The following is a 13,698-nucleotide window of genomic DNA, read 5'->3' as shown; positions in this document are numbered from 1 at the left end:
GCTGCTATGGAATTTTTCGGCTGTGTCGTTCGGTTCTGAAGTCAGTTTTTGTCGCCCGGTTTGTCTCGTCGGCTGCGTTGTCGAGTCGCTACGAGGTGACGGTGTCGCGACGTTGCGCGATCTGTTCGTCGTCGAGGCCGCACAATCGCAGTTCGGCGACTCCCGGCCGCGAGAAGTCGACGTCGACCACGGCGCGTGTGACCGCGTCGAGCTCGACGGCGCGCACCCGGAAACGCCCACGGTCGTTGCTCACGATGTCGACCTGGCCGTCGTGTAACGGACCGACCCTGCCGGCGACACGGGCAGGCCCGTCGTCGTCCACGAGATCGATGAGCACCTTGCGTCCGGCAGCGCGACGCCACTGACGTTCGGTCGTGAGCGGCCTGTCGACGCCGGGTGAGGTGACCTCGAGTGTGTCGATATCGGAGTAGGCAGGATCGGCGTCGAGCGCGTCCGACAGTTCGCGACTGAGGTCGGCGAGCTCGTCGAGAGAACCTCCCCCGTCCCGATCGACGATCACGACGACAGCGTCGCCGTCCGCACCCTGGGTGACCGCGACGTCTTCGACGTCGAATCCGCGGTCGGCGACAAAGGTGTCGACGAGTGTGCGGAGTTGTCGTGTATCGATGCTCATTGCTCCCCTCACTCCTCGTCTTCGCTTGCCGCGCAGCGTGTTCAGTTGCGGTCGTCAGTTGCGTCCGTAGCCATCGGTTGGCTTTCGAGACGATTGCTCTGCCGCATCCGACGGCACCCCATTCTAGTCGATATTCGACCCTCTCCCGACCACCTTGCGACCGGCCTCGGACTCGGCAGGCTACTTCAAGCCGCCGGACCGCTCGCGGCCCATGCGGCGCCCGTGTGTCGGGCTGGCATCATGTGTCGGGTGAAGCCAGCAGCCACCGATGTACTCGACGCCGTGGATCGTCGCACCGTCTTGCGAGGCGGCCTCGCGCTCGGTGCCGGAGCACTCGTGATCGGCGCATCGAGCGCATGCGACAGCGGCCCGACGCCCAATGAGATCACCGCAACCGCCCTGCTCCCCTTGGCCAAGGCCGCCCGCTCCGACGCTGCGGCAGCACGTTCCCTCGCCCCTCGCCTTCCGACCTACAGCGCGGCGCTCGGAGTGATCGCCGAGCAGCGCGACGCCCACGCGACCGCACTCTCGCAGGAAGTCCAACGCCTCGACTCCGACACGGCCAACCAGTTGTCTGCCGCACCGTCGGCATCCGCGACCCCAGGCTCGACCGGTGCGGGTGCGTCGTCGACGTCCACACCGGAGTCGTCGTCGACAGCGGGCACGCTCGACGAGCTGCGCTCGGCGCTGCGTGCGTCGACCCGCACAGCACACGACGCCGCGATCTCACTGAAGGGCTACTCGGCAGGACTGGCCGGGTCGGTCAGCGCTTCGATCGCAACACTCGTGGAGGTGCAGCTCGCATGACCGCCACGACCGACGCTCTGGCCGCGGCGACGCAGGCCGAGAATGCCGCGATCTTCACATACGGAGTCACGACGGCCTTCGTGTCCGCGACTCGACGCACCACTGTCGCCGACTACACCGCTGCCCACCGCGCTGCGCGAGACGCCCTGAACGCCGCCATCTTGGCAGGGGGCGCGACGCCACCCGACATGGCCTCCGGATACACCTTGCCGGTGCAGGTCACCGACCCCACCAGTGCCGCCCGCGCCGCGCTGGCCGCCGAAAATGATTGCGCCACGGCGTATCGCTCCGCGCTCGAGCGAGCCGACTCCGAATCAGCGCGCCGCCTGGCCGTCGACCAGCTCACCGACTGCGCACAGCGCGCGGCCACCTGGCGTGCGGCATTGCGCGAGAGTCCGGTGACCGTCCCGTTCCCGGGACAGCCCCAATAGTCCGGTGGTCCGGCAGCCCGATCAGCTCGGGTTGCCGGACCGGCCGCCGGAAGCTAGCCGCGCACCGCCGCGACGATCGCCGACACCGCGTTGTCGACCGGCACCTCGGCGCTCTCGCCGGTGAAGCGGTCGCGGACCTCGACGACGCCGTTGGCGTAGCCGCGACCAACAACGACCACGATGGGCATGCCGAGCAGTTCGGCGTCCTTGAACTTCACGCCGGGCGACGACTTGCGGTCGTCGAGCAGAACGTCGAGACCCTCGGCGTCGAGTTCCTCGGCCAGCGACGTCGCGCCGCCGATCGCGGCCTCGTCCTTGTTGGCGATCACCAGGTGCACGTCGTAGGGCGCCACCTCTGCCGGCCAGCACAATCCCTTGTCGTCGTGCTGCTGCTCGGCAATCACCGCGACGAGGCGTGACACGCCGACGCCGTAGGAGCCCATGGTCAGGCGGACCGGCTTTCCGCTTTCGCCGAGTACATCCACCTCGAAGGCGTTGGTGTACTTCTGGCCCAACTGGAAGATGTGACCGATCTCGATGCCCTTCGCGGCCACCAGCGGCCCCTTGCCGTCCGGCGAGAGATCGCCGTCGAGAATTTCGGCGGCCTCGATCGTCCCGTCCGGCGTGAAGTCGCGCCCGGCGACGAGTCCGACGACGTGCCGGTTGGGTTGGTCGGCACCCGTGATCCACGCAGTGCCGTCGACGACGCGCGGATCGACGAGATAGCGAACACCGTTCTCCTGCAGTGCTTTTGGCCCGATGTAGCCCTTCACCAGGAACGCGTTGGCCGTGAAGTCGGCCTCGGTGAGCATCTCGACCTCGGCAGGCTCCAACGACGCCTCGAGCCGCTTGAAGTCGACCTCGCGATTACCCGGAACGCCGATGCCGAGCAACTCCCACTCGCCTCCGGGTTGGCGGACCTTGACCATCACGTTCTTGAGTGTGTCCGCGGCGTCGAACGTCCCGTCGAGGGTCTCATTGGCCCACGCCACGAGCGTCTCGATCGTCGTGGTGTCGGGGGTCTCGTGAACCTGCGCCTCCGCGAGGCCGTCGAACGGAATCGATTCGGGCGCAGGCGTGACGACGGCCTCGACATTGGCCGCGTAGCCCGACTCCACGCATCGTACGAACGTGTCCTCGCCCACTTCGCTCTCGGCGAGGAACTCCTCCGAGGCACTGCCGCCCATCGCACCGGACGTCGCGGCGACGATGACGTATCGCACCGCGAGCCGCGCGAAGATGCGCTGGTAGGCGTCACGGTGCGCGATGTAGGAGGCCTTCAGACCGTCGTCGTCGAGGTCGAACGAGTACGAGTCCTTCATGACGAACTCGCGTCCACGCAGAATACCTGCGCGCGGACGTTCCTCGTCGCGGTACTTGGTCTGGATCTGATAGAGGATGACCGGCAGATCCTTGTACGACGAGTACTCACTCTTGACCAGTTGCGCGAAGATCTCCTCGTGCGTCGGACCGAGGAGCATGTCGGTGCCCTTGCGGTCCTTCACACGAAACAGGTTGTCGCCGTACTCGGTCCAGCGGGCCGTCGTCTCGTACGGTTCACGCGGTAGCAGCGCGGGCAGCAGGATCTCCTGCGCACCAATCGAGTTCATCTCCTCGCGCACGATGTTCTCGACCGCCCTGAGCACACGCAGTCCCAGCGGGAGCCAGCTGTACACGCCCGGCGCGACGCGCCGAACATATCCAGCGCGAACAAGCAGCTTGTGGCTGGGAACCTCGGCGTCTGCCGGGTCATCGCGCAGCGTACGCAGGAACAGCGTCGACATCCGTGTGATCACGGTCGATCAGTCTAGTCGGCCACCGCACACGCTTTTCGGTCCCGTCCGCATGGCCGGATACAGTGTTCGACGTGCTCGTCATCCTCCCGCCCTCGGAAACCAAGTCCGACGGGGGTTCCGGCGCCCCACTCGACCTCGACGCACTCTCGTTCACCGAACTCAATCCGGTCCGCAAACAGATCGCCGACGCCGTAGTCGACCTCGCTGGTGATCTCGACGCGAGCGTCAAGGCACTCGGGCTCGGCAAGACACAACTCGCCGAGGTCGACCGCAACGCCGACCTCTGGCTCTCCCCCACCCGCCCTGCCATCGAGCGCTACACCGGCGTGCTCTACGACGCCCTCGACCACCGATCACTGACCCGCGCGGGCAAGACGAAAGCGGCAGATCGCCTCGCGATCGGGTCGGCGCTGTTCGGGGTCATCCGGGCAAGCGACCGGATACCCGCGTACCGCCTCTCGGGCGGATCGACACTGCCCGGCTTCGGCACACTCACCTCGGCGTGGAAACCAGCTCTCTCGAACGCGCTCGACGCCGTGGACGATTTCGTCATCGACCTGCGCTCTGGGATCTACCAGCAGTTGGGCCCCGTCTCTGGCGCGGTGACCGCCACGGTGATGACAGAGGCGCCCGACGGCACCCGAAAAGTGGTGAGCCACTTCAACAAACACTACAAGGGGTTGATGGCCCGCGAACTGGTACGGACGCGCCGAAACGTCCGTGACATCAACGCCCTCGCCGCCGTGCTGTCCGACGCCGGGCAGCGCGTCGAGATTCCCCGACCCGACGAGATCGTCGTCCTGACCGACTGACACCGATCCCGATGACCTCTGCTGTCCCCGCGCACGAAATTCCCGACGTTGTCTTGTCGCATTCCGGCGACGATCCGATCACGCCGGTCTGGCTCAATGATGTCGGTGGCATCACCTATCGGCTCGGCGAAGGCCCGTCCGCCCGGTACCTGAAATGGCAGCCACCGACAGACGAGGTCTCCCTGAGCGCCGAAGCTCACCGACTCTTGTGGGCGGCGCGGTTCGTCGCGTGTCCCACCGTCCTCGACGCCGGATACGACGAGAGCGCGGAGTGGATGCTCACGGCCGCAGCGCCAGGGGATTCGGCGGTGTTCACACCGTGGCTCGAACACCCCGAGATCACCGTCCCAGCGCTCGGTCGAGGTCTTCGCCGTCTGCACGACACGTTGCCCACCGACGCGTGTCCGTGGACGTGGTCGCCCGCAGAACGCATTTCCGACGCACGGTCGCGCGGCATCGACGTCCAACTCGAGGCCACAGATGCCCCCACGATCGACCGCGCGGTCGTGTGTCACGGCGACGCGTGCTGCCCCAACTTCCTGCTGTCAGACCCCGGACAGGTGACGGCGTACGTCGATCTGGGCAGCCTCGGCGTCGCAGATCGCTGGGCCGACATCGCCGTCGCAGCCATGAGTACGGAGTGGGACTACGGGCCCGGATGGGAACGACCGCTCGTCGAGGCGTACGGCGTCGACTTCGACGAGGAGCGAATGAGCTTCTACCAGCGTCTCTGGGACTCCACCTGAAACCTGATCAGTGGTCGCGGGTGTTCTGCGCGATGTCCGCGTCGAGTCCGGCGTCCGCGGCTTCTTGCGCGGCCTGCCCCTCGGCCACCTGCTCGGGGGTGAACCGCATGAACAACACGACGACCGCGGCAATCACCGCGATGCCCGCGCAGCACGCGAAGGCCAATCCGTAGCCGTTGGCCTGCGCTGCGAGTTGCGTCGCGTTCATCGTTTCCACGGGTGCAGTGGTGCCGCCGAGTGACAACGCGCGGGACGTCACGAGCGCCCCGACCGCAACCAACCCGATCGCACCGCCGAGGTTCTGGGCGACCTGCGCGAGCGCTGTGAGCGGCCCGATCTCATTCGGCCCGACGCCCGCGACAACCGAGAGCGTCAGCGGGATGACAGCGAAACCGACACCCACGCCGATCACCACGACAGGGATGAGGATGCTCGGGAAGTACGCGGGGGCCTTCGACGCGATCGACGCCGCGTACAGGCAACCGGCCAGAATGATTGCGCCGCCGCAGAGCACCAGCCACCGCGGCTGAACATGCAGCGCGAGCTTCGACGCGATCGCAGCGGCGATTCCGAGGCCGAACGCGAACGGCACGACCGCGAGACCACTCTGCACGGGGCTGTACTTCAGGATTCCCTGGAGGTACAGCGAGATGAAGACCGCCATACACATCATGATCATGCTGGCGAAGAAGATGGCGACCAGCGCGGCCACGCGACTCGTGTTGTCGAAGAGAACGAACGGCAAGATCGGGTTGCTGGCACGTCGCTCGACTATGACGAACGCAACAAGAGCAAGACCGCCGAGAATGAACGAGCCGATGACGATCGGACGGCCCCAACCGCTCGGGCCCTCGTTCACCGCGAGCACCAGCAGTGAGCATCCCAGCGTCGCGAGCACGGCTCCCGGTAGGTCGAGGGACAATCGCACACCCTGGGATTCGCGCAGGACGAAGTACGCGCCGAGAGCGACGAGCAGGCCGATCGGGACGTTGATCAGGAACACAAGACGCCAGGAGACCTGGGTCAGCACACCACCGAGGATCAGGCCCGCGACTGAACCGATACCGGTCATCGCCGCGTAGATCGCGAACGCCTGACTGCGCGGTTTACCTGGCGCGAACGTCGTGGCGACCAGGGCCATCGCGGTCGGCGCTGCCACGGCCGCCGAGGCACCCTGCAGGGCACGTCCGACGATCAGGCTCGTCTCGTCCCAGGCCAGGCCACACAGCAGTGAGGTCACGGTGAAGGCCGCGACGCCGATCACGAACATGCGCTTGCGCCCGAAGGTGTCGCCGAGTCGACCACCGAGGAGCATCAACCCACCGAAAGCCAGGACGTAGCTGCTGATGATCCAGTTCGCGCCGGACTCTGAGAGTTGCAGCGACTCGCGGATCTTCGGAAGCGCCAGCGCAGCGACGGTACCGTCGAGCACCATCAGTAGCTGCATTCCGGACAGCACAAGGATCGCGAGTCCGAACACCGGCCGGTACTGATTGGTGTCCGACGCCCCGGCCGCGAAATCCAGCCGGTGTGCTTGCCCAGGTGACGACGACATAGGCTTCGACGCTACCGCGCCCCTGCGCGTATGTGCCAATTCTCGTTGGCGGATAGGTTGTATGCCCAGTCGGCTGGGTATAGCGCCCAGTCGACGGCCTGGCACCCTACCGTCGCGCTGATCGAGACTCGTCCACCGCTGATCGAGCCTCGTCCCCCGCTGATCGAGCTCTGTCGAGATCACCGAACGCCGCGACGGCATCGGCATCGTCGAATCCCGCGACGGCGCCGATCACGACGATCGCGGGTGGCTTGAGTCCTTCGCGCGCGGCGGTCTCGCCGGCGTGGGCGAGGTCGGTGCGGATGAGGCGTTGGGTCGGCAGCGACCCGTTCTCGATCATCGCGACCGGGGTGTCGCCGGGCTTGCCGCCTGCCAGCAGCGCGTCGGCGAAGACGTCGACACGTTCGACGGCCATCATCAGCACCAGCGTTCCGCGTAGCTGTGCGAGCACCGACCAGTCGATGAGCGAGTCGGGGTGTCCGGGCCGGACGTGCCCCGAGGCGATCACCACCTCATGCGTGACGCCACGATGCGTGACGGGGATGCCGGCAGAACTCGGCACGGAGATCGGGCTGGTGATGCCGGGGACCACGGTCACCGGAACCCCCGCGGCCACGCATGCCTGCAACTCTTCGAAGCCGCGACCGTAGACATACGGGTCGCCGCCCTTGAACCGCACGACGAACTTGCCCTCTTTCGCTTTGGAGGTGAGGACGTCGTTGATGGCCTCCTGCTTCATCGCCCGCCCGTAGGGCACCTTCGCGGCGTCGATGATCTCCACCTGCGGACCGAGTGAGGCCAAGAGCTCCGGTGGCGCCAACCGATCCGCGACGACGACGTCGGCCGCCATCAGCAGTTTGAGTCCGCGCACGGTGATGAGGTCGGGGTCGCCCGGGCCACCTCCGACGAGCGCGACGCCCGGCGGGTGCGGCTGTTCGTCGACGTCGAGTGAGCCGTCCGCCAGTGCCCGCGAGATCGCGGCGCGCAAGGCCGCCGACAACCTGTGATCGCCGCTCGCCAGCACCCCGAACTGCACGTCGCGGTGTCGCCCCGACGCCGGGGTGACAGCACTGCCCCACCGCGCTTCGTCGGCCCGCACACAGAACGTGTGCCGACGCTCCGCCTCGGCGACGACCGCTGCGTTCACATCGGGATCGTCGGTACACGCCATCGCGTACCACGCCCCGTCGAGATCGCCGTCGACATACGCACGCTTGTGCACGACGACCCCCGGAAACGACTCGACGGCGGGCGTCGGATCAATCGCGACGACCTCTACCCGCGCGCCGGCGGCCACAAGATTCGGAAGTCGACGCTGCGCAACCGACCCACCACCGACGACAACCACCTTTCGTCCGTGCAGATCGAGCCCGGCGAGATAGTGGACGTTGTCGCCACTCTTGTCGTTATCGCCACCGGGGACCGCGGACGCATCGTCTGACATGGGTGCTGATCCTACCGACGAGACGCGCGTGCGTCCGGATCGCGACGGGTCGGCCCGCAATGAGGCGCACCGCACCCTCGTGATCGTGGAGGATCACCGATTCACGGGTTCACCAACTCAGAGCGGCAGCTCACCGACGCGTCGGACGTAGGACCACACGTCGGCGGCGGGCACCCCGAGCCGGTGCGCCGCGGACTGCAACAACGCGCCGAGGAGGATCGACGAGCAGTACTCCCCTGCAGCGGAATCCGGTGCGTGGGTGCGGATCTCATTCCACCGGGTCGGGTTGTGCAACGTGGCGGCCTCGGCCATCATGATCGCCTCGTCGAAGCCTTCGGGGACGTCGCGCTGGTCGGGGGTCTCACGCTCGCACGCGCCGCAACACCCGTCACAATCCCGTGCCCCGGCGTCGTCCGCGGGCGAGATCGTCAGTGCCAGCCTGTTGTCGATCACGGTCACGCTCCTGCCCTCGCCTTCTTCGCCTCGCGTTCGAGTGCGCGTTCGCGGGCGCGCTCGAACTTCTCGACCTTGACGTTCATTTCTTCGAGGTAGTCGGCCAGTTTCTCCCGGTACATCTCGCCGAGCGGCCCGAAATCGTCGCGTTCGAAGATGCGCCATTTCCGCAGGACCGGCATGACGACCTCCGAAAGATGTTGCGGCAGATCGTAGATGCCGCCCTTGGCGATCAGCACCGCGTTGCGCCGGAAGTTGGGCATCGTCGCGCCGGGCATCTGGAAGTTCGACACGATGCTGTAGATGGCGCACATCGCCTGATCGGGAACCAGGTCGAGGGCGCCCGCAACGACGTTGCGGTAGAAGAGCATGTGCAGGTTCTCGTCGGCGGCGACCCGCTGCAGCATGCGGTCGGCGATCGGGTCGCCGCATGCCTTGCCGGTGTTGCGGTGGCTCACACGCGTCGCGAGTTCCTGGAAGCTGACGTAGCTGACCGCGAAGAGCATGTCGAAGCTGTGGTCACGCTGGCCGTCGTCCTCGGGCAGCGGATTGAAACCCGACGTCATGTGCGCCATGCGGGTCTCTTCGAGTTCCACCGGGTCGACGCCGCGGGTCACGACGAGGTAGTCGCGCATCACCGTCGAGTGACGCATCTCCTCGGCGGTCCAGCGCCCCACCCAGAAGCCCCAGGCGTCGTCGAGGGAGAAGTTCTCCGCGATCACCCGGTGATACGACGGCAGGTTGTCCTCGGTGAGCAGATTGGTGATCATCGCGGCCTTCGCGACGTCGGAGAGCTGCGACTGCTCCGGATCCCAGTCGATGCCACCGAGAGCAGCGAAGTTGCGCCCCTCGTCCCAGGGCACGTAGTCGTGTGGATGCCAGTCCTTGGTCATCTTCATGTGCCGCTCGACCTCGGTCTCGCACACGGGAAGCAACTCCCGCAGCAGATCCGAACCGGTCATTCCGGTGTCGCTGATTCCTGGCCCGATGAGGCTCGTCACTGTCTCTCCTCGCTCTCGTCGTCGACGCCGCGCGTAGCGCTGCGTCGTCCGGTTCCGCTCGGCCCGACCACCGACCTCCACCGACAGATATTCACTCTCGCGTGTGACGCAGGGGGCGTGAGTGAGACCAAAGTCCCGAGTGGATGGGGACCGACGTCGCGAACTCAACTTCGACCTGCGGTAATTTCGGTACATGCATTCCGAAGGTCAGCCGGCCCCCGCGGCGTCAGATCCCACGGCGTCGGACACCGCGCCGGACGAGTCGAGGGTGCGCGTCTTCCTCGTCGACGACCACGAGTTGGTGCGTCGAGGTCTCCGTGACCTGCTCAGCACGGCCGACGACATCGAGGTGGTCGGCGAGGCCGCATCGGTCGGCGAGGGCCGCGTGGGCATCCTCGCCGCCAAGCCCGACGTCGCGGTCCTCGACGTCCGGCTCCCCGACGGCAACGGCGTCGAATTGTGCCGCGACGTGCGTGCCGCCGAACCCGAGATCCGATGCCTCATGCTCACCAGTTACGCCGACGACGACGCACTCCTCGCCGCGGTACTCGCGGGGGCGTCCGGCTTCGTGCTCAAGCAGATCCTCGGCCATAACCTCATCGCGGCCGTACGCACCGTCGGACGGGGCGGCTCGCTGCTCGACGACCGTTCGACCGCCGCACTGCTCGCCAAGCTGCGCGACGGCAAGAACAAGCCGTCCGACCCTCTCGCAGAGCTCACCCATCAGGAACGCGAGGTGTTCAACCTCATCGGCGACGGGCTGACGAACCGCCAGATCGCTCAGCGAATGTTCTTGGCGGAGAAGACGATCAAGAATTACGTCTCACGTATCCTCGCCAAGCTCGACATGCAGCGACGCACCCAGGTCGCGGTGATGGCCACCAAGATCCGCGACGGCAAGGCCTGAGCCGCTAGGTGAGCGGCACCGACCAGGTCAGCGTCGTCCCCGACGAACGGCCGGGCGCCACACGAGGATTGGTGACGACGGTGAACGTGCCGTCGCATTCCTCTGCGCGGCGCGTGAGGTTCTCCAGACCGCGGTAGGTGACGTCGGTACTGATACCCACCCCGTCGTCGGTGATCTCGACCGACAGCACGTCGTCGGCGCTCACCGACACCGAGATGTGCTCGGCGTGTGCGTGGCGCAGCGCATTCGACAGTCCCTCGCGCAGCACGGCGTCGATGTGTGGCCCCAGCGCGTCGGGGACAACGGTGTCGACCGGGCCGTCGAATTGCACACTCGGCGCGATCGGCGCGTGGACCGAGAGTTCGGACACGATGTCGAGGACGCGGCGCCGCAACGTCGCGGTGTCGTGATGCCCGGGGACGGTCTGCAGGTCGAAGATCGAGGTGCGGATCTGCGCGATCGTGCGGTCGAGGTCGGTCATCACCTGTTCGAGCCGCTCGGCGCGCGCGGCGTCGTCGAATCGCACCGACGCACCGCTCCCGCCGGCCGCGAGCATCGTCTGGATCGACATGCCGATCGCGAACAGTCGCTGGATCACGTGGTCGTGCAGGTCGCGGGCAATTCTGTGGCGGTCGGAGAGCACCTCGAGGTCGCGGGCGACCTGTTGCTGCTCCGCATAGACCATCGCCAACGACGCCACTTCGGAGACGCCGGCCAGGCCCGAGGCCTCCTCGGCCTCCCACACCGGTTCGTCGACATGTGTGATGACGATCCACCCGAAAGCCCCCGAGGCGCGCGCAAGCGGTTGCACCGTCGCCCAGCGAGCACCGCGCCGACCGAGTGCGGGCGAGAGATCGGCGATCGGCACGATCGACATCCCCGTCCCCGTCGGCGCCGAGAACTCCGCGGGATCGAACTCGATCGGCCCGCCGGTGTGGCCGCTGAGCACGATATCGTCTCCGCTGTCGCTCTCGTCGCTCAAGATGAGGACGTCGGAGGCGCCGACCAGGTCGGCGACGTCGGTACACATCCGAGACAGCGTGTCCTCCAACGCGATTCCCGAGAGTGGCTCGGAGCCGCGACGCACCAGCACCTGCATCCACCGCTGCCTCGTGCGTGAGCTCTCGAACAACTGGGCATTGTCGACGGCGATCCCGGCGGCCACCGCGAGCACCGCGATCAGCGCTTCGTCGAGCGGCGAGAACTGGTCAGCCCCACGCTTCTCGGTCAGGTAGATGCGGCCGAAGTTGGAGCCACGGATGATGATCGGAGCACCGAGGAATGTCGTCATCGGCGGATGGTTCGCCGGAAAGCCCACCGACGCAGGGTGTTTCGCCAGATCCGGAATGCGCAGGATGTGGGGGTCGTTGATCAGGACCCCCAGCACTCCCTTGCCGACCGGCAGCGACCCCATCGCAGACCGCTCGTCCGGAGTGATCCCCGTGTACACGAACTCCGACAGCCCACCGTCGGGACCGCGCACACCCAGCGCGCCGTAGCGAGCATCGACGACTCCGACAGCGACTTCGACGATCCGCTGGAGGGCTTCGTCGAGGTCGAGTCCCTGCCCGACGACAAGCACGGCCTCGAGCAGATCACGCAGGATCGCCGGATCGTCGACGCCGTGCTCACGCAGGATGTCGAGCACCTGCGCAACCTTGCTCTCCGCCATCACGTCTCCTTCGGCTTGCACGCGCGCACGAACCGCGCAATCGATGTCGGCACCGCCGCCGGGTGCACGTGCAGATACGACGCGTGGACATTCGACGTCGCCACGCCGTGCACACCTGATGCGCCATGATGGTCACGCCACGCCCACGCAGGCGCCCCGGCATCGAGTTCGACGACGCTGCGGTGGAACTCGTGCCCGGTGACCCGTTCGCCCGCCCGATAGAGCACCGAATCGGTGACCGCCACGGCGTCGCGATATCCGAGGGTGAGCGAGGAACCGAACCGACCGACCGCGTCGATCACCCCGGTCATGTGATGCCCGTCGAGCTCTCGTGTGAGGTACAGCAGGCCTGCACACTCCCCGTGGATGGGACCACCTGCGCGGTTCAGCGTCGCGATGTCTTCTCGCAGTTCATGATTGGCCGCCAGCTTGTCTGCGTGTTCCTCGGGGAATCCCCCTCCGACGACGAGTCCTGCTGCGCGCTCGGGCAGGCGGTCGACCAACGGATCGAACTCGACGACCTCCGCACCGGCCGCGCGCAACAGTTCCGCGTGCTCCGCGTACCCGAAGGTGAACGCAGCACCCGCAGCGATCGCGACGACTGGGCGTCCAGAGTGGGGACGAGCAGAGTGCGGACGTTCGGATCGCACGCCCTCCTCCGCGTCTGCGATGGCGTCGGCGGCCGACCACGGCGCCGACAGCGTGACGCCGCCCGATTCCGCGAGCGCGACGATTGCGTCGAGATCGAGTGCTGCGCCGACCATTTCCGACATCGCGTCGACGGCCTCGACAGCCTCGACCGACCTCTCCGCGGCGGGGATCAGCCCCAGGTGACGAGAGGGCACCTGAAGGCGCGAGTCGCGACGCAGCACCCCGAGCACGGGCATTCCGACACGCGCACAGGCTTGTCGCAGCACGGCTTCGTGTCGCGGGGAGCCAACCCGATTGAGCACGACACCCGCGATCCGCACCGACGGTTCGTAGCCGACGAAGCCGTGCAGCAGCGCCGCGAGCGACTGACTGTGACCCGCGGCGTCGACGACAAGAACGACCGGCGCGTTCAGCAGTGCTGCGACGTGCGCGGTGGAGCCCGTGCCGATCGGGTCCGCGTCGGCGACGTCGTCAGCGGTGATCCTGCCGTCGAAGAGCCCCATGACGCCTTCGACCACCGCTATGTCGGCGTCGAGACTTCCGGCCGCGAACAGCGGCCCGATCAGGTCGGCTCCGACCAGGTTGGGGTCGAGGTTGCGACCGACACGTCCCGCGGCGACCGCGTGATAGCCGGGATCGATGTAGTCGGGGCCGACTTTGAACGGCGCAACGCGGTGCCCGGCGCGGCGTAGCGCACCGATCAGCCCGGTGCTCACGGTGGTCTTGCCGCTACCCGACGACGGCGCGGCCACGACGACTGTGGGGATCGACGTCATGTCGCCCTCGCCA

Annotated in this window: 13 protein-coding genes; 5 read left to right on the top strand and 8 right to left on the bottom strand. The window is 67.0% G+C overall.

What is annotated here, in order from left to right:
- Positions 1-88: 88 nt before the first annotated feature.
- Complete coding sequence (rimP, locus tag ABW18_RS00760) at positions 89-634, bottom strand: ribosome maturation factor RimP (protein ID WP_049697122.1); 546 nt, start codon at positions 632-634, stop codon at positions 89-91.
- A gap of 240 nt (positions 635-874) precedes the next feature.
- Between rimP and ABW18_RS00755 the strand changes: the two genes are divergently transcribed.
- The gene (locus tag ABW18_RS00755) at positions 875-1,441 is read left to right on the top strand and encodes a hypothetical protein (RefSeq protein ID WP_049697121.1); all 567 of its coding nucleotides are present in this window, start codon (positions 875-877) and stop codon (positions 1,439-1,441) included.
- Positions 1,438-1,872, top strand: a complete 435-nt coding sequence (locus tag ABW18_RS00750) for a ferritin-like domain-containing protein (protein ID WP_049697120.1) — start codon at positions 1,438-1,440, stop codon at positions 1,870-1,872. Before ABW18_RS00755 ends, ABW18_RS00750 begins: the two co-directional genes overlap by 4 nt.
- A 53-nt stretch (positions 1,873-1,925) precedes the next feature.
- On the opposite strand, the gene ABW18_RS00745 is transcribed toward ABW18_RS00750, so the two are convergent.
- Entirely contained in the window at positions 1,926-3,656 is a 1,731-nt protein-coding gene (locus tag ABW18_RS00745; protein WP_049697119.1) for a proline--tRNA ligase, read from the bottom strand.
- Positions 3,657-3,739: 83 nt separating this feature from the next.
- Between ABW18_RS00745 and yaaA the strand changes: the two genes are divergently transcribed.
- On the top strand, positions 3,740-4,480 hold the full coding sequence (gene yaaA, locus ABW18_RS00740; protein WP_049697466.1) for a peroxide stress protein YaaA: 741 nt from the start codon (positions 3,740-3,742) through the stop codon (positions 4,478-4,480).
- An 11-nt stretch (positions 4,481-4,491) separates the two neighbouring features.
- Complete coding sequence (locus tag ABW18_RS00735; RefSeq protein ID WP_049697118.1) at positions 4,492-5,226, top strand: aminoglycoside 3'-phosphotransferase; 735 nt, start codon at positions 4,492-4,494, stop codon at positions 5,224-5,226.
- 7 nt (positions 5,227-5,233) lie between these two features.
- On the opposite strand, the gene ABW18_RS00730 is transcribed toward ABW18_RS00735, so the two are convergent.
- The 4 genes from ABW18_RS00730 to ABW18_RS00715 form a co-directional block, all read right to left on the bottom strand.
- The gene (locus ABW18_RS00730) at positions 5,234-6,781 is read right to left on the bottom strand and encodes an MFS transporter (RefSeq protein WP_049697117.1); all 1,548 of its coding nucleotides are present in this window, start codon (positions 6,779-6,781) and stop codon (positions 5,234-5,236) included.
- 106 nt (positions 6,782-6,887) lie between these two features.
- A complete protein-coding gene (cobA, locus tag ABW18_RS00725; RefSeq protein WP_049697116.1) occupies positions 6,888-8,225 on the bottom strand; it encodes a uroporphyrinogen-III C-methyltransferase in 1,338 nt (445 codons plus the stop codon).
- Between the two features lie 117 nt (positions 8,226-8,342).
- Positions 8,343-8,684, bottom strand: a complete 342-nt coding sequence (locus tag ABW18_RS00720) for a hypothetical protein (protein WP_082937950.1) — start codon at positions 8,682-8,684, stop codon at positions 8,343-8,345.
- A complete protein-coding gene (locus tag ABW18_RS00715; RefSeq protein ID WP_049697115.1) occupies positions 8,681-9,679 on the bottom strand; it encodes an acyl-ACP desaturase in 999 nt (332 codons plus the stop codon). Before ABW18_RS00715 ends, ABW18_RS00720 begins: the two co-directional genes overlap by 4 nt.
- A gap of 193 nt (positions 9,680-9,872) precedes the next feature.
- Between ABW18_RS00715 and ABW18_RS00710 the strand changes: the two genes are divergently transcribed.
- Positions 9,873-10,586, top strand: a complete 714-nt coding sequence (locus ABW18_RS00710; protein WP_049697114.1) for a response regulator — start codon at positions 9,873-9,875, stop codon at positions 10,584-10,586.
- Positions 10,587-10,590: 4 nt separating this feature from the next.
- Here the strand turns inward: ABW18_RS00710 and ABW18_RS00705 are convergent, their stop codons facing one another.
- On the bottom strand, positions 10,591-12,258 hold the full coding sequence (locus tag ABW18_RS00705; RefSeq protein WP_049697464.1) for a GAF domain-containing sensor histidine kinase: 1,668 nt from the start codon (positions 12,256-12,258) through the stop codon (positions 10,591-10,593).
- Positions 12,258-13,685, bottom strand: a complete 1,428-nt coding sequence (locus ABW18_RS00700) for a cobyrinic acid a,c-diamide synthase CobB (RefSeq protein WP_049697113.1) — start codon at positions 13,683-13,685, stop codon at positions 12,258-12,260. Before ABW18_RS00700 ends, ABW18_RS00705 begins: the two co-directional genes overlap by 1 nt.
- Positions 13,686-13,698 lie beyond the last annotated feature (13 nt).

Origin of the sequence: Gordonia jacobaea, assembly GCF_001186365.1 — a bacterium.
Classification (GTDB): Bacteria; Actinomycetota; Actinomycetes; order Mycobacteriales; family Mycobacteriaceae; genus Gordonia; species Gordonia jacobaea.
Note: the sequence above shows the minus strand (reverse complement) of the source record. Positions and strands in the feature narration are given on the sequence as shown.

Coding starts and splice junctions, on each gene's coding strand:
- rimP (WP_049697122.1), bottom strand. CDS start 634: ATGAGCATCGATACACGACAACTCCGCACACTCGTCGACACCTTTGTC.
- ABW18_RS00755 (WP_049697121.1), top strand. CDS start 875: ATGTGTCGGGTGAAGCCAGCAGCCACCGATGTACTCGACGCCGTGGAT.
- ABW18_RS00750 (WP_049697120.1), top strand. CDS start 1,438: ATGACCGCCACGACCGACGCTCTGGCCGCGGCGACGCAGGCCGAGAAT.
- ABW18_RS00745 (WP_049697119.1), bottom strand. CDS start 3,656: ATGTCGACGCTGTTCCTGCGTACGCTGCGCGATGACCCGGCAGACGCC.
- ABW18_RS00735 (WP_049697118.1), top strand. CDS start 4,492: ATGACCTCTGCTGTCCCCGCGCACGAAATTCCCGACGTTGTCTTGTCG.
- ABW18_RS00730 (WP_049697117.1), bottom strand. CDS start 6,781: ATGTCGTCGTCACCTGGGCAAGCACACCGGCTGGATTTCGCGGCCGGG.
- cobA (WP_049697116.1), bottom strand. CDS start 8,225: ATGTCAGACGATGCGTCCGCGGTCCCCGGTGGCGATAACGACAAGAGT.
- ABW18_RS00710 (WP_049697114.1), top strand. CDS start 9,873: ATGCATTCCGAAGGTCAGCCGGCCCCCGCGGCGTCAGATCCCACGGCG.
- ABW18_RS00705 (WP_049697464.1), bottom strand. CDS start 12,258: ATGGCGGAGAGCAAGGTTGCGCAGGTGCTCGACATCCTGCGTGAGCAC.
- ABW18_RS00700 (WP_049697113.1), bottom strand. CDS start 13,685: ATGACGTCGATCCCCACAGTCGTCGTGGCCGCGCCGTCGTCGGGTAGC.